The organism is Mesorhizobium sp. M7D.F.Ca.US.005.01.1.1, from assembly GCF_003952545.1.
Taxonomy (GTDB): Bacteria; Pseudomonadota; Alphaproteobacteria; order Rhizobiales; family Rhizobiaceae; genus Mesorhizobium; species Mesorhizobium loti.
The window spans coordinates 3,850,896-3,871,924 of sequence record NZ_CP034453.1 but is presented as its reverse complement, the minus strand read 5'-3'; the positions used below and the strand labels follow the sequence as shown (position 1 = coordinate 3,871,924).

General features: G+C 63.3%; 22 protein-coding genes. 12 read left to right on the top strand and 10 right to left on the bottom strand.

Annotated elements, in window-relative coordinates:
• The first annotated feature begins 89 nt into the window (after positions 1 to 89).
• Complete coding sequence (locus EJ076_RS18470) at positions 90 to 362, top strand: hypothetical protein (RefSeq protein WP_126068857.1); 273 nt, start codon at positions 90 to 92, stop codon at positions 360 to 362.
• Between the two features lie 427 nt (positions 363 to 789).
• Here EJ076_RS18470 and EJ076_RS18465 read toward each other — a convergent pair whose 3' ends face one another.
• Positions 790 to 1,035 carry a hypothetical protein gene (locus tag EJ076_RS18465; protein WP_126068856.1) on the bottom strand — a complete coding sequence of 82 codons (246 nt, stop codon included), beginning with the start codon at positions 1,033 to 1,035 and terminating at the stop codon, positions 790 to 792.
• A 220-nt stretch (positions 1,036 to 1,255) separates the two neighbouring features.
• Here EJ076_RS18465 and EJ076_RS18460 point away from each other — a divergent pair, with 220 nt between their 5' ends.
• Positions 1,256 to 1,687, top strand: coding sequence for a cupin domain-containing protein (locus EJ076_RS18460; RefSeq protein ID WP_126068855.1), 432 nt, complete (start codon positions 1,256 to 1,258; stop codon positions 1,685 to 1,687).
• A gap of 126 nt (positions 1,688 to 1,813) precedes the next feature.
• On the opposite strand, the gene EJ076_RS18455 is transcribed toward EJ076_RS18460, so the two are convergent.
• Positions 1,814 to 2,167 (bottom strand): hypothetical protein, encoded by a 354-nt coding sequence (locus tag EJ076_RS18455; protein WP_245462829.1) that lies wholly within the window; start codon positions 2,165 to 2,167, stop codon positions 1,814 to 1,816.
• Positions 2,168 to 2,185: 18 nt separating this feature from the next.
• A complete protein-coding gene (locus tag EJ076_RS18450) occupies positions 2,186 to 2,641 on the bottom strand; it encodes a carboxymuconolactone decarboxylase family protein (protein WP_126068854.1) in 456 nt (151 codons plus the stop codon).
• 243 nt (positions 2,642 to 2,884) lie between these two features.
• On the opposite strand from EJ076_RS18450, the gene EJ076_RS18445 reads away from it, so the two are divergent.
• The 3 genes from EJ076_RS18445 (at position 2,885) to EJ076_RS18435 (ending at position 4,691) form a co-directional block, all read left to right on the top strand.
• Entirely contained in the window at positions 2,885 to 3,643 is a 759-nt protein-coding gene (locus EJ076_RS18445) for a copper homeostasis protein CutC (protein WP_245462828.1), read from the top strand.
• Entirely contained in the window at positions 3,640 to 4,137 is a 498-nt protein-coding gene (locus EJ076_RS18440; protein ID WP_126068852.1) for a GNAT family N-acetyltransferase, read from the top strand. Before EJ076_RS18445 ends, EJ076_RS18440 begins: the two co-directional genes overlap by 4 nt.
• A gap of 68 nt (positions 4,138 to 4,205) precedes the next feature.
• Positions 4,206 to 4,691, top strand: a complete 486-nt coding sequence (locus tag EJ076_RS18435; protein ID WP_126068851.1) for an SRPBCC family protein — start codon at positions 4,206 to 4,208, stop codon at positions 4,689 to 4,691.
• A gap of 12 nt (positions 4,692 to 4,703) precedes the next feature.
• On the opposite strand, the gene EJ076_RS18430 is transcribed toward EJ076_RS18435, so the two are convergent.
• From EJ076_RS18430 to EJ076_RS18415, 4 genes are all read right to left on the bottom strand, one after another.
• Positions 4,704 to 5,726 (bottom strand): acyltransferase, encoded by a 1,023-nt coding sequence (locus EJ076_RS18430; protein ID WP_126068850.1) that lies wholly within the window; start codon positions 5,724 to 5,726, stop codon positions 4,704 to 4,706.
• A 417-nt stretch (positions 5,727 to 6,143) separates the two neighbouring features.
• A complete protein-coding gene (locus tag EJ076_RS18425) occupies positions 6,144 to 6,941 on the bottom strand; it encodes a xanthine dehydrogenase family protein subunit M (RefSeq protein ID WP_126068849.1) in 798 nt (265 codons plus the stop codon).
• Between the two features lie 12 nt (positions 6,942 to 6,953).
• On the bottom strand, positions 6,954 to 9,302 hold the full coding sequence (locus EJ076_RS18420) for a xanthine dehydrogenase family protein molybdopterin-binding subunit (protein WP_126068848.1): 2,349 nt from the start codon (positions 9,300 to 9,302) through the stop codon (positions 6,954 to 6,956).
• Positions 9,303 to 9,418: 116 nt separating this feature from the next.
• The gene (locus EJ076_RS18415; RefSeq protein ID WP_109668754.1) at positions 9,419 to 9,919 is read right to left on the bottom strand and encodes a (2Fe-2S)-binding protein; all 501 of its coding nucleotides are present in this window, start codon (positions 9,917 to 9,919) and stop codon (positions 9,419 to 9,421) included.
• Between the two features lie 197 nt (positions 9,920 to 10,116).
• On the opposite strand from EJ076_RS18415, the gene EJ076_RS18410 reads away from it, so the two are divergent.
• Positions 10,117 to 11,352 (top strand): FIST signal transduction protein, encoded by a 1,236-nt coding sequence (locus EJ076_RS18410; RefSeq protein WP_126068847.1) that lies wholly within the window; start codon positions 10,117 to 10,119, stop codon positions 11,350 to 11,352.
• A 14-nt stretch (positions 11,353 to 11,366) separates the two neighbouring features.
• Positions 11,367 to 12,707, top strand: coding sequence for a hybrid sensor histidine kinase/response regulator (locus EJ076_RS18405; RefSeq protein ID WP_109668750.1), 1,341 nt, complete (start codon positions 11,367 to 11,369; stop codon positions 12,705 to 12,707).
• 32 nt (positions 12,708 to 12,739) lie between these two features.
• Here EJ076_RS18405 and EJ076_RS18400 read toward each other — a convergent pair whose 3' ends face one another.
• A complete protein-coding gene (locus tag EJ076_RS18400; RefSeq protein WP_164548677.1) occupies positions 12,740 to 13,423 on the bottom strand; it encodes a response regulator transcription factor in 684 nt (227 codons plus the stop codon).
• Between the two features lie 173 nt (positions 13,424 to 13,596).
• Between EJ076_RS18400 and EJ076_RS18395 the strand changes: the two genes are divergently transcribed.
• The 3 genes from EJ076_RS18395 to EJ076_RS18385 all read left to right on the top strand — a co-directional run bounded on the left by EJ076_RS18395 (position 13,597) and on the right by EJ076_RS18385 (position 16,101).
• Positions 13,597 to 14,292 carry a fumarylacetoacetate hydrolase family protein gene (locus EJ076_RS18395; RefSeq protein WP_126068846.1) on the top strand — a complete coding sequence of 232 codons (696 nt, stop codon included), beginning with the start codon at positions 13,597 to 13,599 and terminating at the stop codon, positions 14,290 to 14,292.
• A 4-nt stretch (positions 14,293 to 14,296) separates the two neighbouring features.
• Positions 14,297 to 14,947, top strand: coding sequence for a maleylacetoacetate isomerase (gene maiA, locus EJ076_RS18390; protein WP_126068845.1), 651 nt, complete (start codon positions 14,297 to 14,299; stop codon positions 14,945 to 14,947).
• A 113-nt stretch (positions 14,948 to 15,060) separates the two neighbouring features.
• Positions 15,061 to 16,101: a zinc-dependent alcohol dehydrogenase family protein gene (locus EJ076_RS18385; protein ID WP_126068844.1), complete on the top strand. Its 1,041-nt coding sequence runs from the start codon at positions 15,061 to 15,063 to the stop codon at positions 16,099 to 16,101.
• Positions 16,102 to 16,119: 18 nt separating this feature from the next.
• On the opposite strand, the gene EJ076_RS18380 is transcribed toward EJ076_RS18385, so the two are convergent.
• Complete coding sequence (locus tag EJ076_RS18380; protein ID WP_126068843.1) at positions 16,120 to 17,010, bottom strand: DMT family transporter; 891 nt, start codon at positions 17,008 to 17,010, stop codon at positions 16,120 to 16,122.
• Between the two features lie 104 nt (positions 17,011 to 17,114).
• On the opposite strand from EJ076_RS18380, the gene EJ076_RS18375 reads away from it, so the two are divergent.
• Positions 17,115 to 18,518, top strand: coding sequence for a PLP-dependent aminotransferase family protein (locus EJ076_RS18375; RefSeq protein WP_126068842.1), 1,404 nt, complete (start codon positions 17,115 to 17,117; stop codon positions 18,516 to 18,518).
• Here EJ076_RS18375 and EJ076_RS18370 read toward each other — a convergent pair.
• Positions 18,487 to 19,407 (bottom strand): LysR family transcriptional regulator, encoded by a 921-nt coding sequence (locus EJ076_RS18370; protein WP_126068841.1) that lies wholly within the window; start codon positions 19,405 to 19,407, stop codon positions 18,487 to 18,489. The genes EJ076_RS18375 and EJ076_RS18370 overlap by 32 nt on opposite strands.
• 128 nt (positions 19,408 to 19,535) lie before the next feature.
• Here EJ076_RS18370 and EJ076_RS18365 point away from each other — a divergent pair, with 128 nt between their 5' ends.
• Positions 19,536 to 21,011: an MFS transporter gene (locus EJ076_RS18365; RefSeq protein WP_126068840.1), complete on the top strand. Its 1,476-nt coding sequence runs from the start codon at positions 19,536 to 19,538 to the stop codon at positions 21,009 to 21,011.
• Positions 21,012 to 21,029: the final 18 nt, after the last annotated feature.

Here is a 21,029-nt window from a genome sequence, read left to right as displayed (position 1 = left end):
TTTAACCGGAATCCGCGTCTCTTGTTCCCGCTAGGGCGCCGAAAACTGAAAGCTGGGGGAACCGGGACCGTTGAAGAGCGTTCTCTGGCATGCTCAAAAAGATCGCCCTTGCTGCTGTGCTGTTCCAGGTCGCCGCCTTATCGGCTCTGCTGACTCAGACGGTTCTCTTCGCGTCATCCACCGCTACGCAGGCCGCGAACGTGCAGCCGGAGACATCCGTCGCGGTCACGGAGAAAGAATGCGCCAAGGCGACGTGGCCAGATATTCCCGATCATTGCCTTAAGCGGATCGAGGCGAGGAAGCTCATCACGATGACCTTAATCACGGCCGGGCAACAGCCCGCCGTTGCAGGCGTGGATTGATCTTCCAAGGCTTAGGCCGCTCAACCGGCCCCCCAGTCGACGCCGGCCGTCTCTCCCCGCATCATCAATCCACCCAATTTAAGTCAGGGCGCTGTGCTTGAAAGCGCAATGATTCCTGCTACTTGCGGCGTGGGGGTAGTGCGTTTTGGTTGGGCAAGAATTGGCGATGACTTCAGTGAATATGGAATGCCTGCGCTGTCATGGCAGCGGCAGGGTCTTCGACTGCTCCAAATGGTCGGCGTCAAACGGGCATTGCTGCCCGCAAGGGACGCATCGGACCGGTTGCCCCGGAAAGACGATCGCCTGCTCGGGATGCGCAGGCCTGGGGACGTTGGCGGAGCCGCCGCTGAGAGCCGTCGCATAGCTCATGATCGGGTCGCATGCCGCTGATGACGAGCGCGGCCCGAAGCGCCCGAAACGGCTTATCTTACTCCACTGATGGTTCTTCAGGTGGTGGCGTCAAAACTGTGATGTCCATCCTGGCGATCTTGGATGCCGCGCGACCTTGCGCACCAGCATCCACGTCGCCGGTTGCGGCAACCATAATTTTGGCGAGATGTCCCACGGCGTCTGCGCTGCGGCCTCGTGAAAATCCATCGCTCGTTTCCGGCTTTCCCACTGCCGTTTGTTTTTCCGGTACTTGCCGATGCTGATTTGCGATTGCGGAAACCATTGAAACCTCCTGTGGTAACGCCTCGAACCTTATATTAGCACTGACTGTTGCGAGGCTGACCTGGCTAGGCCGCCGCCAGCAGCCGCACTCATCGCCGACTCGCTCTTGGCCGCTAGCCCAACTCTGCCGCACCGCACAAGGTCCATTGAACCGCGCGCTCAACGCTACCTTGCTAGCAGATGACTACCGCGCGATGCTGACACCACGGTTGGAGCGAATCATGCGAAAAATTCTGGTGTCGGTGCTACTGCTCACAGCGGCCTTTTCCGTAAACCCGGCTTGGGCGCTGGACAGCAGCGGCACGCCTGTCGTGGTGACGCCACTGGCATCACGCACGACGACGGCGTCCGGCCAGCCGATCACGCTGCCGCAGAAGAACGTGCAGGTGCTGGCGTCGACCTACGACATCGCGCCGGGCGCGACCTTGCCTGTTCACAGACACCCCTTCCCGCGCTACGCCTATGTCCAGGCCGGCACGCTGAAGGTCACCAATGTCGAGAGCGGCAACAGCAACACTTACAAGACTGGCGATTTCATCGTTGAAATGATCGGCCAGTGGCATCAGGCCACCAATATCGGCGATGGTCCGGTGAAGCTGCTGGTGATCGATCAGGTCGAGGAAGGCGCCAAGAACACGGAACTGCGCCAGTAGCTTTGGCCGCCCAGGATACGTTCGACATGTCGACAAATGTGCCCAGGAATGTCGGTAAGGCTTCTGACCACCCGTCTGAACATGGTGGCGCAAATATCCCTGGTGTGCCTTGCTCAGTCGACAATTTCAGAAGCCGAATTGCTCCTTGCGCAACGCATCTTCGTACTCTTTCTTCAATTCCAGAACCTTGCCGCGCACCTCATCTTCCTTGAAGTGCGCCGCTTCCCATTTGTCGATCTCGGCTATTGAATGATTGACAGACGTGAGTTCCTCTTCCAGCTTGATCGCCGCTATCCATTCCTCCACCGCAGCCTTGTAGGCGCCCTGGAGTTGGTCGAGATCTGACGTATCGATTGGCATGGCACACTCCATCGTTGATGCCACTTTGTAGGTCAGCGCGATGAACAAACTAAGACAGCCGTTAGCGTCATCATTTCGGCTGCCTGGTATCGCGCCACGTGTCACCGCACCGTCGCGCACGACCACTTGGCCAAGCACTTAATCCCAGGCGCCGACCATCTGCCGTGTCGTGGCGTTCAGCCGGTTGAAGGCGTTGATGAGCGCGATCTGGATGACGAGGGCAGCTAGCGCCTTTTCATCATAGTGCCGGGCGGCCTCGTCCCAGACATCGTCCGGCACCGCGTCCGGCCGGTCGGCGAGCCGTGTGCCGGCCTCAGCCAGCGCCAGCGCCGCGCGTTCCGCATCGGTGAAGTAAGGCGTCTCCCGCCATGCCGCTAGCGCAAAGATGCGTTCGTCCTTTTCGCCGGCCTTCTTCAGTTCGCGCGCATGCATGTCGACGCATACAGCGCAGTTGTTGATCTGGCTGGCGCGCAGATGGATGAGCTTGCGTGTGACATAGGGTACGTCGGCCGCCTCGGTCGACTTGTCCAGCGCCAGCAGCGCCTGCACGGATCCGGGAATGAGTACCACCGGGTTTTTGATCCTTGCTTGCATGGTCTTTCTCCTTTGAAGTGTTTCGTCAGGGCATGTCTTGCCGGCCCGGATGCCGGCCGCGCCGCCATGTTGCCGACGACAAACCCATAACCATTTGGCTATTGATTAATCCATAACTCCATGGTTATGAGAGTGTCAAGCGGGGAAATGCCGCCTGGCCCAAATGGCGGCGCGCTGTTCATGCTTTCGCGCCAACCGGCCCGATGCTAGGGCTGTCGGCGACATCATGGATTGGATCGCCCCTTGACCAGAGAGAATCGCCTGCCGCTGATCGAAATCTGTGTCGAAGGCATTGACGGCCTGCTGGCAGCAGAAGCTGCCGGCGCCGATCGCGTCGAATTGTGTGCCAGCCTCGTTGAAGGCGGCATCACGCCGAGCCTTGGCACGGTGCGCGCCGCCCTCGACCAGGCAAGCGTGCCGTTTCATGTCATGGTGCGGCCGCGCGGCGGCGATTTTCTCTACAGCGAAACCGAGTACGCCTCGATGCTGGCCGATGTCTCGGCACTACGCGAGCTCGGCGTGCCCGGCGTGGTGTTCGGCTGCCTGAACGCCGACGGCACCATTGACGAAGCGCGCATGAGCGAACTGACGCAGGCCGCCGGCCCCTTGCACGTCACCTGCCATCGCGCCTTCGACATGACGCGCGACCCGGCCGAGGCGTTGGAAGCGTTGATCCGCAGCAAGGTCGGCCGCGTGCTGACCAGCGGCCAGCGTGACATGGCAGTAGAAGGCGCTTCACTCCTGGCGGATCTGGTGCGGCAGGCCGGCGACCGCATCGTCATCCTCGGCTGCGGTGGGCTGGACTTGCACAACATCGCCGACGTGCGCAGCAAAACCGGCCTGTCCGAAATGCATTTCGCAGCCCTCAAGGATGTGCCAAGCGCTATGAACTACCGAAATCCCCATGTCGGCATGGGTGGCTCCGACCTCGACCGCGAGTATCGCAACACGCTGACTGACACCGACGTCGTGGCGGCCACCATCAAGGCAGCCAAGGCATGAGCGCAGCCCCTGCCCCGATCAGCCGTGTACTGGCCGAAGACGAAGCGGCGATCCTGGCGCTCAACAATGAGCACGCCGCCGAACTGTCGTGGCTGGAGCCAGAGCGGCTGTCTTTCCTGCTCGGCGAAGCGTTCTATGCACGCCGCATCGGTGATCTCGAAGCCTTCATCATGACCTTCGACCAGGACGCCCGTTACGACAGCCCGAATTTCGTCTGGTTCCGCGAACGCTACAAGCGCTTCGTCTATGTCGACCGTGTGGTGGTGGCGGCGCAAGCGCGTGGCCGCGGCCATGCCCGCCGGCTCTATCAGGACCTGTTCGACCATATCGCGCGCGCCGGTCACACGCTGGTCACCTGCGAGGTCAACACCGACCCGCCCAATCCCGCCTCGGATGCGTTCCACGCCGCACTCGGCTTCGCTGAGGCCGGTGACGCGGTGATCCACGGCGGCAAAAAAGCGGTGCGCTATTACGTCAGGCAGATCACCGCCTGATCCGCTGCGCTGGCCACACAAAGAAGCTGAAGCTAATGTAGGTGTTTCCACCAACCGGAGGAAGTACAGTGCCGAGCAATGTCTTCCGCTTCGACGAAAGCTGGCACATCCCCGAGGGCACGCCGCAGGAGGTGTGGGAGGTGCTCTCGGATGCCGAGTTGCTGCCGCTCTGGTGGGGCGACGTCTACAAGGAAGTGGTGCCGCTCGACAGCAAGGGCAAGGCGACCATCGGTTCGCGCGCAAGAGCCAGGGCTCGCGGCGCCCTGCCCTATGAGCTGAATTTCATCATCGAAGCGGCGGAGCTCGTACCCGGCCGCCTGGTGGTGGTGAAAACCCACGGCGATTTCGACGGGCTGTGGCGGGCGGAATTGTCGCCATCGGGCACCGGCACCCATGTGCAATTGACCTGGCAGGTCACGGTGCTGAGGCCGATCCTCAAATTCCTCGCCCCGCTGCTGCGGCCGGCCTTCGCCTGGAACCATCGCTGGACAACACCGCGCGGCGAAGCCGGTCTCCGCCGATATCTCGAGGCACGAAAGGCAGCGCCTCGATGAGGCCGGCGGCATTCACCAGTTGCGGTTAAGCCATTCGCGTGCCGGTCGTTCGATCAGGTAGTAGCTGCAGAGCGCGCAGGCAAAGACGCCGGCCAGCATCGGGATCGGCGCGCTGCCTTGCTCATAGACGAATTTATAGAACGGCTGCTGCCACAGATAGAGCGAGTACGACCACAGTCCCAGCGTTGCCATCGGCCAGGAGGACAGCAGTCCGGAAAAATAGCGCGGGCTGAAATCGAGCACATTGACGGCCAGAGCCAGCAGCGGCACTGCGAAGAGATAGTGGATCGGCGTCGGCACCGGATCGAGGAACAGCAGAACGGCGCAGATCGATGCCGCCAGGGCCACATGCTTGCCTCTCAAGACCGCCGGCAGCCTGCCATCGGCCTTGAGCAGGCAGATCGAAGCCGACAGCAGGATCGACGCTATGTGCACGTCGGTGCGCCAATAGGTGGTTTCGTAGTCCATCCCGAAGACCCAGTACGAAACCGCGCCGTTGGCCATGGCCAGAAAGGCCAGCGCCAGGAGCAGCACGACGACGCGAGAGCGGCTTGAGACGATGACGCTGATCAGCGCCAGGATGATATAGGCGTGCTCCTCGATGCAGAGCGACCATATATGGTCGAGCGCCCCTGCCCGCGTCACGAGAATGCCGGCATAATTGTAGGTGAATGTCAGCGCCGTCAGCGCCGCCTTCCATTTGAAAGCGATGAATGTACCGGAGAGCGCAACCATCGCGACGACCACGAAGACCAGAAGCGCCGGATAGATGCGGGAAAAGCGGCGCTTGAAGAATTTCTTCAGCGGGTAGCGTTCGATGAACAGGATCTCGCCCATCAGCCGGCCGCTGAGCACGAAGAAGAATTCGACGCCCAGCACGCCGAGATTGATCCCGGGAACGGGAAAGAAATGGCCGATCAGCACCAGGGCGATCGACAGGCCGCGCCAGCCGTCGAGATAGGCCAGTCTTGTTCTGGCTGGTCTGTCGACGGCGGACCGGGATGGAACGGCATGCGTCGCGGAGATGTCGGTCATGCCGATCCTTTCGCATTAGGCATGCGAAAGGGCACGGCGGTACACTCCGAACCCGGCTCGCATTCCCGCCCCAGGTCATATTGCAGTGCAATATCACTTTGTGCAAGTGCGAGATCGCGGCCGGAACAGTTCCGGGCGAAGTATCGGCCGGAATTGCTTCAAGCAGAGAATTGCTGCACGGCGGCGATTCCATCAGCAACAGGACGGATACAGGTCACCACACACGAAAAAGGGCCCCGAGGGCCCCTTTCCTTGTCTGCAACTCATCGTGTCAGAAACTGTTTCGAAATTCGCTCTGGCGAGTCATATGGTGGTGGTTTCGAGAACCGGAGCGCAGCGGACATTTGGGTCCGTGAGCACCGGAAGCGCAGAAAACGCCATCAGATGGCCGCCAGAGTAGAGTTTCCAAACAGTTTCTCAGGCGTTGGCGGCAGCCACCGCCCGCTTGGCCATCACCGCGATCAGATTGGCGCGATAGTCGGCCGAGGCATGGATGTCGGTCATCAGATTCTTCGCCGGCACTTTCACGCCGTCGAGTGCCGAGGCCGCGAAATTCTTGGCCAATGCGGCCTCGATCTCCTTCGAGCGGAAGACGCCGTCGTCGCCGGCGCCGGTGACGGCAACGCTGACGCCATCCTTGCCCTTGGCCACGAACACGCCAACGATGGCGTAGCGCGATGCCGGATTGCGGAATTTTTCATAGGCCGCCTTGGCCGGCGCGGTGAAGGTGACGGCGGTGACGATCTCACCATCCTTCAACGAGGTCTCGAACAGGCCCTTGAAGAACTTGTCGGCTGGTATCTCGCGCTTGTTGGTGACGATGGTGGCGCCCAACGCCAGCAGCGCCGCCGGATAATCGGCCGCCGGATCGTTGTTGGCGATCGAGCCACCGATCGTCCCCTTGTGGCGCACCGCCGGATCGCCGATCAGCGATGCCAGATGGGCAAGTGCTGGACAGGCCTTCTTCAGCTTCTCGTCATTGGAAACGGCGTGATGCGTGGTGGCAGCGCCGATGGTGACGGTCTTGCCCGACACCTTGACGCCCTGCAGCTCCTTGATCCGCGACAGGTCGACCAGGTCGGACGGTGCGGCGAGCCGCGTCTTCATCGCCGGGATCAGCGTCATGCCGCCCGAAAGCAGCTTGGCGTCACCCGTCTTGATCAGCTTGGCGGCATCAGTGACCGAGGCGGCACGATGATAATTGACCGAATACATGCTCGTTCCTCCTCAATGTTTCGCCGCGCGGATCGCTGCCCACACGGTGGACGGCGAAGCCGGCATGGCAAGATCGTTGCTGCCGATGGCGTCGGTGATGGCGTTGATCACCGCCGGCGGCGAGCCGATGGCGCCGGCCTCGCCGCAGCCCTTGATGCCGAGCGGATTGCCCGGGCACGGCGTGTTCGAGGTCGAAACCTTGAATGACGGCAGGTCGCTGGCGCGCGGCATGGTGTAGTCCATATAGCTCGCGGTCAAAAGCTGGCCGCTGTTGTCATAGTGGGCGCCTTCGAGCAGCGCCTGGCCGATGCCTTGCGCCAGCCCGCCATGCACCTGGCCCTCGACGATCATCGGGTTGATGATGTTGCCGAAATCGTCGGCGGCGACGAACTGGATGATCTCGGTCATGCCGGTTTCCGGATCGACCTCGACCTCGCAGATGTAGCAGCCGGCCGGGAAGGTGAAGTTCGACGGATCGTAGAACGCCGTCTCCTTCAGCCCCGGCTCCATGCCGCCCGGAAGATTATGGGCGGTGTAGGCGGCGAGCGCCATCTGGAACCACGGTACGTTCTTGTCGGTGCCGGCGACCTTCAGCGCACCGTTCTCGATGATGATGTCGCCCTCGTCGGCTTCGAGCAGGTGTGCTGCGATCTTCTTGGCCTTGGCCTCGACCTTGTCGAGCGCCTTGACGATGGCCGACATGCCGACCGCACCCGAGCGCGAGCCATAGGTGCCCATGCCCATCTGCACCTTGTCGGTGTCGCCATGCACGATCGAGACGGAATCAAGCGGCACGCCGAAGCGCTCATTGACCAGTTGCGCGAAGGTCGTCTCATGACCCTGGCCGTGGCTGTGCGAGCCGGTCAGCACCTCGATCGTGCCGACGGCATTGACGCGCACCTCGGCACTCTCCCAAAGACCGACACCGGCGCCGAGCGAACCAACCGCCGCCGACGGCGCGATGCCGCAGGCCTCGATGTAGCAGCTCATGCCGATGCCGCGCAGCAGGCCCTTCTTGGCGGCGGCGGCCTTGCGCTTGGCAAAGCCGGCATAGTCCGACGCCTTCATCGCCGCGTCGAGCGAAGCCGCGTAGTCGCCGGCGTCGTAGCACATGATGACCGGCGTCTGATGCGGGAACGAGGTGACGAAGTTCTTGCGGCGCAACTCGGCCGGTGAAACGCCAAACTGGCGCGCGGCGGTCTCCATCATGCGTTCCATGACGAAGGTCGCTTCCGGCCGCCCTGCCCCGCGATAGGCATCGACGGGTGCTGTGTTGGTGTAGATCGCCTTCACATTGGCGTGGATGGCGGGGATGTTGTACTGGCCCGACAGCAGCGTCGCATAGAGGTAGGTCGGCGTTGCCGACGAAAACAGCGACATGTAGGCGCCGAGATTGGCCTTGGTTTCGACTTTGAGGCCGACAATTTTGTGGTCCTTGTCGAAAGCCATTTCAGCATGGGTGTGATGGTCGCGGCCATGCGCGTCGGTCAGGAAACTCTCTGTGCGATCGGCCACCCATTTGACTGGCACGCCGGTTTTCTTCGACGCCCACAGGCAGACGATCTCTTCGGGATAGATGTAGATCTTCGAGCCGAAGCCGCCGCCGACGTCGGGCGCAATCACACGCAGCTTGTTTTCCGGCGCGACGTTGTAGAAGGCGCTCATCACCAGCCGCGCGACGTGCGGATTCTGCGAGGTCGTCCAGCAGGTGTAATGATCCTCGGCCTTGTCGTAATGGCCAAGGGCTGCGCGCGGCTCCATGGCGTTGGGCACCAGCCGGTTGTTGATGATGTCCATCTTGACGACATGGGCTGCCTTCTTGAAGGCCGCGGCTGTGTCGTCGGCATTGCCGATGTCCCAGTCGAAGATCAGATTGTTGTCGGCTTCGGGGTGGATCTGCGGCGCACCCTTGTCCATCGCCTTGGAGGCATCGACGACGGCCTTGAGCTCCTTGTAGGTGATCTCGACCGCCTCGGCGGCATCACGCGCCTGGCCCTTGGTCTCGGCGACGACGACGACCACGGCATCGCCGACATAACGGACCCGGTCGAAAGCCAGTGGCGACCACGCCCCCATCTTCATCGGCGAGCCATCCTTGGAGTGGATCATCCAGCCGCAGATGAGGTTGCCGATGCCGTCGGCCTTGAGTTCCTTGCCGGTCAGCACGCCGATGACGCCGGGCATGCCTTGCGCCTTCTTGACGTCGATCTTCTTGATCTGCGCATGCGCATGCGGACTGCGCACGAAGGCGGCATGCTTCATGCCGGGAACCACCATGTCGTCGACATAACGGCCGGCGCCGGTGATGAATCGTTTGTCTTCCTTGCGCGCGACCCGAGCGCCAACACCTTCAATGCCCATCAGAAATTCCTCCCGAAATGCTGAAATAGCGAATAGTGAGTAGCGAATAGCGAGTGGTGGAGATCGAGAGCCGCGTTCAGTCAGTGGAATACTGGCTATTCGCTACTCACTTCATCTCACGCAGCCTGTTTCGCCTTGCCCTTCGCCACCTTGGACATCGTCTTCGATGCGGCGAGGATCGCCTTGACGATGTTGTGGTAGCCGGTGCAGCGGCAAATGTTGCCTTCGAGCTCGGCGCGCACCGTCGCCTCGTCGAGGCCTTCGGGGTGGCGGCTGATCATGTCGGTCGCCGTCATGATCATGCCCGGCGTGCAGAAACCGCACTGCAGCCCGTGATGTTCCTTGAAGGCGGCCTGCACCGGATGCAGGTCGGCGCCATTGGCCAGGCCCTCAATCGTCACCACGGTCGAGCCGGAGGCCTGTACCGCGAGCATCGAGCAGGATTTGACCGCCTTGCCGTCGACATGGACGACGCAGGCGCCGCATTGCGAGGTATCGCAGCCGACATGCGTTCCGGTAAGGCCGAGATTTTCCCGCAAGAAGTGAACCAGAAGCGTTCGGTCCTCGGCAGCACCGCTGACCCGTTTTCCGTTCACCATCAACGAAACGTCCGACATGAATCCTCCCTGGGTATCAACCTTGGTCATCACGCTGCCGATGCGGTGTTGGCGCTTCGGTCATGCGTTATTCGTACACTGCACAACGAACAAAAAACAGCACGTCGCAAACGCGGCACATTGTACTTTCGGTCATGGCCAATCCCAAACGTGCAATCCCGGTCGCCCCATTGCCAAACTACCGATTGGGGACAACAATGTTGGTCGACGCTCGCGCGCCCGACGCGCACAAAAATGCGTCGGAGGAAGTGCGGAGAATATCGCTGGCCAGTTCACGGACGCGCTATGCATGCGGCCTGTCGGCGCTCACCACGGACGAGCCCGACATGGAGGCGTTCGCCAGGGCGATCGCGCTGGAGGCAGCCGCGATCGACGCCGGCTTTGCCCTGCTGTTCTTTTCCCAGAGCCTGGTCGAGGCCAGCGCCCTCTCGCAGGCGCTCATGACCCACGCGCCGGCACTCCACCACGCCGGCTGCTCGACCGCCGGCGAGATCACGCCGCAGGGTCTCGAGGACGGCCATGTGCTTGCCATGTTGCTGCCGTCCGCCGCGTTCACCGCCGTCAGCGTGATGGTCGACAATTTATCGTCGTCGGGCATGGACAGGATCACCAGCGAGGTCGAGGCCTTGCGGCGGTCGCTGCGCATGCGCCTGGGTTGCGACCGCACCAAAGGCACCTTCGCGCTCTGCTTCATCGACGGGCTCTCCTATGCCGAGGAAGCGGTGAGTTCAGCCATCCACTGGGGCCTTGACGACATACCGCTGCTTGGCGGCTCGGCCGGCGATGACCTGAAGTTCGAGACGACGCGCCTGATCTCGAACGGCAAGGTCACCTCCGACAGCGCCATCATCGTGCTGATCGCCACGGAAATTCCCTTCCATGTCTTCAAGACCGACAATTTCGTTCCCACCGACGAAAAGCTGGTGGTGACGGCGTCCGATCCCGATCACCGCATCGTTCGCGAGTTCAACGCCACCAATGCGGCGGAGGAGTATGCCGCCTCGGTAGGCATCATCCCGCAGACGCTGACGCCGTTGAGCTTTGCTTCGCATCCGGTGGTGGTGAAGGTGGGCGGCGAATATTACTGCCGGTCGATCCAGAAGATGCATCCAGATGGCTCGCTGTCGTTCTTCTGCGCCATAGACGATGGCGTCGTGCTGTCGATCGCCCAGCCCAAGGACATGGTCGAAGCGACGCGCGCGGCACTGCGCGATGTCGAGGAGAGGCTTGGCGGCATCGACATGATCCTCGGCTTCGATTGCGTGCTGCGGCGGCTGGATGCGCGCAACCGTCAGGTGTTTCGCGACATTTCGGAACTCTACCGGGTCAACAATGTCATCGGCTTCGGCACCTATGGCGAACAGTACCGGTCGATGCATCTGAACCAGACTTTTACCGGCATCGCCTTTGGCGAGCGCCAGGCGGCGGAATAGGACGGCGCAACAAGATGCCGCTGAGGGACATAAACGATCTTGAAAAGCTGAAGAAGATCAACGCGGCACTGGTCAGCCGCGTTGAGCGCTCGATGGACCAGCAAGGCAACGCCTTCTCGCTGTTCCAGACCGCGATTTCACTGGAAAATCGGGTGCGCACACGCACCGAGGAACTGCATTCGACGCTGCGCCGGCTGGAGCAGTCGAACATCGACCTCAGCGCCGCCAAGGAAAACGCCGAACTGGCGAACCTGTCGAAAACCCGCTTCCTCGCCGCCGCCAGCCACGACGTGCTGCAGCCGCTGAACGCCGCCCACCTCTCGGTTTCGGCGCTGGCCGAAGTGCAGACCAGCGACGAGGGCAGGAAGCTGGTGCGACAGGTCGAGCGCTCGCTGGAGACGATGGAGGACCTGCTGCGCACCCTGCTCGACATCTCCAAGCTCGACGCCGGCGTGGTGCAGCCCGACATAGGCGACGTCAGCCTGGAGGCGCTGTTCTCGTCGCTGCGCTCGGATTTCCTGCCGGTGGCGGAACTGAAGGGGCTGTCGCTGAAATTCCGGCCGGTCAATGCCGTGGTCCGCTCCGACCGCACGCTGCTGCGCCGCATCCTGCAGAACATCCTCTCCAATGCGCTGGGCTATACACGCTCGGGCGGCGTGCTGGTCGGCACCAGGCATCGAGGCGACACCATCCGCATCGACGTTGCCGACACCGGCTGCGGCATTCCCGACGACCAGCGCGAGGCGGTGTTCGAGGAATTCCATCGCGGCACCTCGACGGCCAATGCCGAACTGGACGGCGGCGGTCTCGGGCTCGGGCTCGCCATCGTGCGCCGCATGGCCAGCGCGCTCGGCCATCCCGTGACATTTTCATCGAAGGTCGGACGCGGCACGATCTTCCACATCGATGTTCCCGTCGGCATCGGCGCCCCGGCCGACGCCATCGCCAGCATCGCCGATATGGAACGGCCGCGCGGCTATGGCCTGTTCGGCACCAAGGTGCTGCTGGTCGAGAACGATGTCGAGGTCCTGCAGGCCATGACCTTCCTGCTCGGACGCTGGCAATGCCTGGTGCGCGCCGCGACCTCGACCGACGATGCCCTCGACATGCTTGGCGACACCGACTGGGTGCCCGACATCGTCATTGCCGACCAGCATCTCGACGGCGGCGATCTCGGCACCGCCACCATCGCCGAAGTCCGCGACTATCTCGGCCGCGCCGTGCCGGCGCTGATCGTCACCGCCGACAGTTCGGAAGCGGTCGCCAAGGCCGCGCGCGCCGGCGGCATCGAACTGATGCGCAAGCCGCTGAAGCCGGCACAACTGCGGGCGCTGCTGGCGCATCTGCTGGCTTAGCTTGACACCCTCCCACAACTGGGAATGTCAGTTCAAAATCCCGCCTGATCGCGAAACAGCTCCGCATTGTCCAGCTTCGACACCTCGATCACCGCTTGCGTGCGGCTATAGACATTGAGCTTGCGCAGGATTTCCGAGACATGCGCCTTCACGGTGGTCTCACCCACCTGCAGCTCATAGGCGATCTGCTTGTTGAGTAGGCCCTGGCGCAGCATCTGCAGCACGCGCAATTGTTGCGGCGTCAGCGTCGACAGGCGCTGCACCATGTCGGCGCGGTCGACGCTTTCGGCGTCCGGTGTGCGGCCTTCATAGGTTTCCGGCACATAGATCGCGCCTTCCATCACCGAGCGTATGGCGGCGGCGAGGTCGCTCTTGCGCGCCGATTTCGGAATGAAGCCGGCGGCGCCATAGGACAGCGCCTCGGAAATGATCTTCGGCTCCTCATAGCCCGAGACGATCACCACTGGCAGGCGCGGATAGCGGGTTCGGAGCTGCAGCAGGCCTTCGAAGCCGTGCACGTCGGGCATCGAGAGGTCGAGCAGCGCGAGGTCGAACGGCTTGGCGCCGGCCAGCAGATCGAGCGCCTCGGTGATCGAGCGCGCCTCCACCGTGTCGACTTCCGGATAGGCCATCTGCACCGCGCTGTGCAGCGCCTCGCGAAACAGCGGGTGGTCGTCGATGATCAGGAACCGGGCGCGATCGTGGATTGCGGTCATGGGGTTCATTTCAGTTCGTGGGCGATTAGAATAACCTCGCCACCATGGCCAGATTATTCCCAAATAGTATATCGCCATCTCCGGCGGAAAGTGCCGCCGGCACTTTCTCGACCAATCGCCTTGCCGGAACGCCCAAATCGGTCGAATGTTCCGGCAACCAAACAGAGACCTCCATGACAGACTTCGTCCTTCCCTCGCCCGCGATCGCATCGGTGGCCGTTGCGGGCTCACCAGAGCGTTTCGCGGTGCGCCGCATCTTCTGCGTCGGCCGCAACTACGCCGCGCATGCCCGCGAATTCGGCAATGACGAGCGCGATCCGCCCTTCTTCTTCACCAAGCCGGCCGACGCGGTGGTCGATTCCGGCGCCACAATTCCCTACCCGCCGCTGACGGCTAATCTGCACCACGAGATCGAACTGGTTGCCGCGATCGGCAAAGCCGGCTTCCGCATTCCCCGTGACAAGGCGCTAGACCATGTCTGGGGCTATGGCGTTGGCATCGACCTCACCCGCCGCGATCTGCAGGACGAGGCCAAGAAGGCCGCCCGGCCGTGGGACTGGTCGAAGGCGTTCGACCGCTCCGCGCCTTGCAGCCCGCTGACGTCAGCGCAACAATCCGGCCATCCGCAGAAGGGCCGCATCTGGCTCGCCGTCAACGGCAAAGTCAGGCAGGACGCCGACCTCGCCGAGCTGATCTGGCCAATATCGGATATCGTGTCGATCTGCAGCGAGGCGGTGGAGCTGGAGCCCGGCGACCTGATCTTCACCGGCACGCCGGCCGGTGTCGGCGCGGTTCGTGCCGGCGACACGATGACCGGTGGCGTCGACGGCATCGGCACGATCGAGATAACCATCGGCCAACCGAAGTGAGCGCATGAGCGAACTCGTCCTGCACAACTACTATCGCTCCTCCACCTCCTATCGGGTGCGGATCGCGCTGGAGATGAAAGGGCTGAGTTACGATTACGTCCCGCATCATCTGCGCCATGGCGAGCATCTGGAAGCAGCCTATCTCGCGGTCAATCCGCAAGGGCTGGTGCCGGCGCTGATCCTCGGCGACGGCACGCTGCTGACGCAGTCGCTGGCGATCATCGAATTCCTCGACGAGACCAGCCCGGAACCACCGCTGCTGCCGAAGGATGCGGCCGGACGGGCACGGGTCAGAATGCTGGCGCAGATTATCGCCTGCGACATCCATCCGGTGAACAATCTGCGCGTGCTGACCTCGCTGCGCACCCTGTTCGGCGCCGGCGACGAGGACGTCGTCAACTGGTTTCGCCACTGGGTGAACGAGGGTTTTCAGCCGCTTGAAAAGATCCTGGCTTCCTCGCACGAGACTGGACAATTCTGCCATGGCGACACGCCGGGGTTGGCTGACATCTGCCTTGCCGCGCAGATTGCCAGCAATGCCCGCTTCGGCGTCGACCTAACGCCCTACCCGACGATCGCGCGCATCAACGCCGCCTGCATGGCGCTGCCGACCTTCCAGAAAGCCGCACCCCAGAACCAGATCGATGCCGAATAGGCTTCATCGGCCCACACGTGGCGTCGGCGCCGGAGGTCTGGCGGAATCGATTTCCGCTTGACCGGAGAGGGAATCGGCTATCGTTTCCCAGCTGCAGCAGGGTGGAGTAACCGATGAAAGCCGTCGTCTTCGAAAAATTCGGCGAAGCGCCGACGATCCAGACCGTTCCCGATCCGAAGCCGGCCGCCGATGGCGTCGTCATCAAGGTCGAGGCGACCGGCCTGTGCCGCAGCGACTGGCATGGCTGGATGGGTCATGACGACAGCATCACGCTGCCGCACGTGCCGGGCCACGAACTGGCCGGCATCGTCGTCGCTGCCGGCAAGCAGGTCACCCGCTGGAAGGCCGGCGAACGCGTCACCGTGCCGTTCGCCGTCGGCTGCGGCCGCTGCTTCGAGTGCAATTCGGGCAATCACCAGGTCTGCGAGCACCAGACGCAGCCTGGCTTCACCGGCTGGGGCTCGTTTGCCGAATATGTCGCCATAGAACACGCCGACACCAATCTCGTGCGCTTGCCCGACGAAATGGAATTCGCCACCGCCGCCAGCCTCGGCTGCCGGTTCGTCACCTCGTTTCGCGCCATTGTCGATCAGGGCCGGGTGAAGCCGGGCGAATGGGTCGCGGTGCATGGCTGCGGCGGCGTCGGCCTGTCTGCGATCATGATCGCCAGTTCCATGGGCGCCAATGTCATCGCCATCGACCTCACCGACGAGAAGCTGGATTTTGCCAAAAAGATCGGCGCCGTCGCCACCATCAATGCGTCAAAGACCCCGAATGTGGTCAAGGCGGTCAAGCAGATCACCAATGGCGGCGCGCATATGTCGATGGACGCGCTCGGCCACCCCACCACCTCGTTCAATTCGATTGCCAATCTGCGCCGGCGCGGCCGCCATGTGCAGATCGGCCTGATGCTGGGCGAGCATGCCCGGCCGCAGGTGCCGATGGACAAGGTGATCGCCTTCGAGCTCGAGATCCTCGGCAGCCACGGCATGCAGGCCTACCGCTACGAGGCGATGATGGACATGATCCGCAACGGCAAGCTCAAGCCCGAATTGCTGGTCGGCAAGAAGATCAGCCTCGATGAGGCGCCGGCGGCCTTGGTGGCGATGGGCGGCTTCGAGGGCATCGGCATCGGCGTGGTGACGAAGTTTTAGGCGAAGACGACACCATCATCAGGCGATCGCGCGTCGTGGCAATTCCTGCTTCGCGAATCGCTTGGCGCCTACGACGCAAAGCACCACGCCAAGCGTGACGACAACCATCAGCGGGCTGACCTGCTCGTGCAGCAGCGTCGCTGCCAGTGCCAGCCCGAAAAATGGCTGCAGCAGCTGCAACTGCCCGACCGCGGCGATGCCGCCTTGCGCCAGCCCGCGATACCAGAACACGAAGCCGATCAGCATGCTGAACAGCGAGACATAGGCAAGCCCGATCCACGCACTGACGCCGACGCCGTCGAACGACGGCGGCATGGTCATCCGCGTCAGCACCAGCATGATCGGCAGCGACAGCACCAGCGCCCAGCAGATCACTTGCCAGCCGCCAAGCTTGCGTGACAGCGCGGCGCCCTCGGCATAGCCCAGACCGCAGGCGATGATGGCAGCCAGCATCAGACCATCGCCCACCGGCGAGGCCGTCACACCCTGCGTCAGGGCAAAACCCGCGACCAGCGCGCTGCCTATACATGAAAACAGCCAGAACGCCGGGCGCGGACGGTCGCCGCCGCGCAGCACGCCGAAGATCGCGGTTGCCAGTGGCAACAGGCCGACGAAGATGATGGAATGGGCCGTGGTGACGTGCTTCAGCGCCAGCGCGGTTAGCAAGGGAAAGCCGACAACCACGCCAAGTGCCACGATCACCAGCGACAGCAGATCGCCGCGCTCCGGGCGTTTCTGCCGAAACAGGAGCAGCAGCGCCAGGCCAAGCAGGCCGGCAATCGCCGCTCGGGCCGAGGTCAGGAATGTCGGATCGAAATCCTTCACCGCCACGCGCGTTGCCGGCAGCGAGCCGCTGAAGATCAACACACCGATGAATCCGTTTACCCAGCCGCTCGCGATCTTGTCCATCATAGGCTCCGTTTGTCGGCTCCGTATCGCGCGGAGCCCGTGGCATTGCCAGAGACAATGCGGTACAGTTGTACAAAACTGTCATGGGCAATCGAGCAGTACGGATGGACAAGCAGGCCACAGGAAGCGAGAGCAGCGGAACGCTCGTCGAAGGCGTCATGGCGACGATCCGCCAGCGGATCGCGGCACGCAGCCTGACGCCCGGAGCGCGACTCCCCTCGATCCGCGCCTTCGCCAAATCCATGCAGGTGTCCAAATCCACCGTGGTCGAAGCCTATGAGCGGCTCGCCGCCGAGGGCGCGATCCGTTCGCGGCCGGGCTCGGGCTTCTATGCCGCCGGCTCGCTGGCGCCCCTGTCGCTGGCCGAGATTGGGCCTCGCCTCGACCGCGCCGTCGATCCGCTCTGGATCTCGCGCCAGTCTCTGGAGGCTGGCGATGACATGCTGAAGCCCGGCTGCGGCTGGCTGCCGGCCTCGTGGATGCCCCAGACAGGTTTGCGCCGGGCTCTGCGCACGGCGGCGCGCGCCGACGATATCGCGCTGGCCGACTACGGCACGCCGCTCGGGCTGCCGCCGCTGCGGCAATTGCTGGCGCGGCGTATGGCCGGGCACGGCATCGAAGTCTCGCCCGAGCAGATCATGTTGACGGAATCGGGCACGCAGGCCATCGACCTTCTGTGCCGGTTCCTCATCGAACCCGGCGATACGGTGCTGGTCGACGACCCCTGCTATTTCAACTTCCACGCGCTGCTGCGCGCCCACCGGGCCAAGGTCGTCAGCGTCCCTTACACGCCGTCGGGGCCGGATATCGAGCTGTTCGCGCAGGCGCTGGCCGAGCACCGGCCGCGCCTCTACATCACCAACTCCGCCATCCACAACCCGACCGGCGCGATCCTGTCGCCGGTCACGGCGCACCGGCTGCTGAAGCTCGCCGACCAATCGGAATTGACCATCGTCGAGGACGATATCTTCGCCGATTTCGAACATGCGCCGGCGCCCAGGCTGGCGGCGTTCGATGGTCTCAACCGCGTCGTCCATATCGGCAGCTTTTCCAAGACGCTGTCAGCGTCGGTTCGCTGCGGCTTCATCGCGGCACCCCGCGACTGGATCGAGCCGCTGACCGACCTCAAGATCGCCACCACCTTCGGTGGCGGCAGGCTGGCGGCCGAACTGGTGCTGACCTTGCTCAAGGACGGCAGCTACCGCAAGCACATGGATTTGCTGCGCGCGAAGCTTGCGCGCGCCATGGGCGAGACCAGCGCCCGCCTGAAGGCGATCGGCGTCACACCCTGGATCGACCAGCCGGCCGGACTGTTCCTGTGGTGCAGCCTGCCGGATGGCGTGGACGCGGCCGAAGTGGCTCGCCGCGCTCTGGCCGACAGCATCGTGCTGGCGCCCGGCAACGCATTCAGCCTGTCCGGAACGGCCAGCCGTTTCCTGCGCTTCAACGTTGCCCAATGCGCTGACGAGCGGATTTTCAGGGTGCTCGAGGCGGCGATGGCGCGTTGACGCGTGCCGCGCAGACCTCCCGCACGCAGTCGCGCAGCCAGCGTTGCGCCGGATCGGCATCGAGGCGCGGATGCCACAGCATGGAGATGGTGACCTCTGCGGTGGCAACCGGCAGGGGAAAACTGTGCATGCCGGCGCGTGCACCCTCGGTATGCCGCTCGGGCACGCTGGCGATCAGATCCGACGTGCGGGCCATGGCTAGTGCTGCCGAGAACCCGGAAACCATGCACACGACTGTCCGCTGCAGCCCGAGCAGGTTCAAAGCCTCGTCGATCGGCCCTTTCTCGCGGCCACGCCGTGAAACGCTGATGTGCCGGCCTGCCGCATAGCGCTCTGGCGTCACCGTGCCCTCACTCAAGGGATGGCCCGTTCGCACGGCGCCGATGAAGCGGTCGCGAAGCAACGCCTGAATGCGCACCTCCTGTCCGGTCTCGCCAGCGACGCCTATGTCCAGGTCGATCGCCGCGTCGCGCAGCGACATCACGTCCTTGTCGGACTTCGGTGCAAAGCGCAGCCGCACGCCGGGCGCATCGGCCTGGATACGGGCGACGAGACGCGGCGCGAATTCTTCGACGAAACTCTCATTGGTGCGCAGCGTGAAGACCCTGTCCAGGCTCCGCAGATCAAGCAGGGTGGCAGGACGCAGCAGCGCCTCCGCGTCCTGAACAACACGGCCAACCTGCTGTCGCAGTTCTTCCGCACGCGGCGTCGCCACAAGGCCGCGACCGGCGCGAACCAGCAGCGGATCGCCCGTCGCCTCGCGCAGTCGCGCCAGCGTGCGGCTCATCGCCGAGGGGCTGAGGCGCAGACGGCTGGCGGCGCGGGCCACGCTGCCTTCGGTCAGCAGGACGTCGAGAGCAAAGAGCAGGTTGAGATCGGGCGATGTCATCGGCGGATCATGGCATGATATGGCGCCAAACGCACGAATAGGATGCAAATGCTGCGCGTTCCGCCACATCTGTCAAAGGACTAGATCTCCAGCAGCTCCGATCGTGGGGCTGATGGAAGGAGATCGCCGTGGCAATCGCTGAGCAAAATCGTGACGGGCGCGCATCGGCGCTGCCACGGATGCAATCCGCCCGCTGGGCCTTGGCAAGTCTGTCGCTCGCCACGCTGCTGTCGTCGCTGGGAACCAGCATTGCCAGCGTCGGGCTGCCATCGCTGATGCAGAATTTCGGCGCGTCGTTTCAGTCCGTGCAATGGGTGGTTCTGGCCTATCTGCTCGCCATCACCACATTGATCGTCAGCGCCGGACGGCTAGCCGACATATTCGGGCGCAGGCCCTTGCTGCTCGGCGGCATCGCGCTGTTCACGTCGGCATCGGTGCTCTGCGGCCTGGCGCCGACACTCTGGCTGCTGATCACCGCGCGGGCCGTGCAGGGACTTGGCGCGGCGCTGATGATGGCGTTGACGCTGGCCTTTGTTGCCGAAACCGTGACCAAAGACAGAATCGGCAGCGCCATGGGCCTGCTCGGCGCCATGTCCGCGATCGGCACGACACTTGGCCCCTCGCTCGGCGGCCTTTTGATCGCCGGCTTCAGCTGGCGAACGATCTTCCTCATCAATGTCCCGCTGGGTGTGCTCACCTTCGCTCTCGCCTGGCGTGCCTTACCGGCGCGCAGCAAGACAGCGCAGGTCGACCGAGGCACGTTCGATGTCATGGGCACCGCCCTGCTGGGCCTGACATTGGCCGCCTATGCGCTGGCCATGACGCTTGGCAGAGGCAATTTCGGTGCGCTCAACATCAGCCTGTTGGTCGCCGCCGGCATCGGCGTTTTTCTGTTCGCCGCCGTGCAGGCGAAAGTGAAAAACCCGTTGATCCGGCTTGCCAGCTTCCGCGATCTCCAGCTCAGCGCCAGTCTCGCCATGAGCCTCGTTGTCGCGACGGTTATGATGGCGACCCTGGTGGTTGCCCCGTTCTATCTCTCCCGCGGACTTGGGCTCGATGCCGCAATGGTCGGCCTCGTGCTGTCGACCGGGCCGCTTGTCTCGACCCTGTCGGCGCTGGTGGCCGGACGCCTGACCGATCGCTTCGGCGCTCACAAGATGATGGTCGCAGGCCTGCTTAGCCTCACGACAGGCACGTTCCTGCTGTCGCTCGCCATGTTGAGGTTCGGCATTGCCGGCTATGTCATTCCAATCACTGTCACCTGCATCGGCTACGCGCTGTTCCAGACGTCGAACAATGCAGCCGTCATGACCGGTATCAGTGCCAGCCAGCGCGGCGTCGTTTCCGGCTTGCTCAACCTTTCGCGCAATCTCGGCCTCATCACCGGCGCATCGTTGATGGGCGCCATATTCGCCGTCGCATCGGCCGAAGGGCACGCAGGCATTGGTCAGAAGTTTTTGAGTTCCGAGGCCGCCGCCCGGGGAATGCAGGTCACTTTTCAGACAGCAACAGCGCTGGCGCTGGTCGCCCTGTTCCTCGCGCGGCTCTCGGCCCGCGCCGAGTTCAAGCGGCAGACACCGGTGGAAGTGTCGCAAAACCTCTGACTTTGCGCGAACCGATCG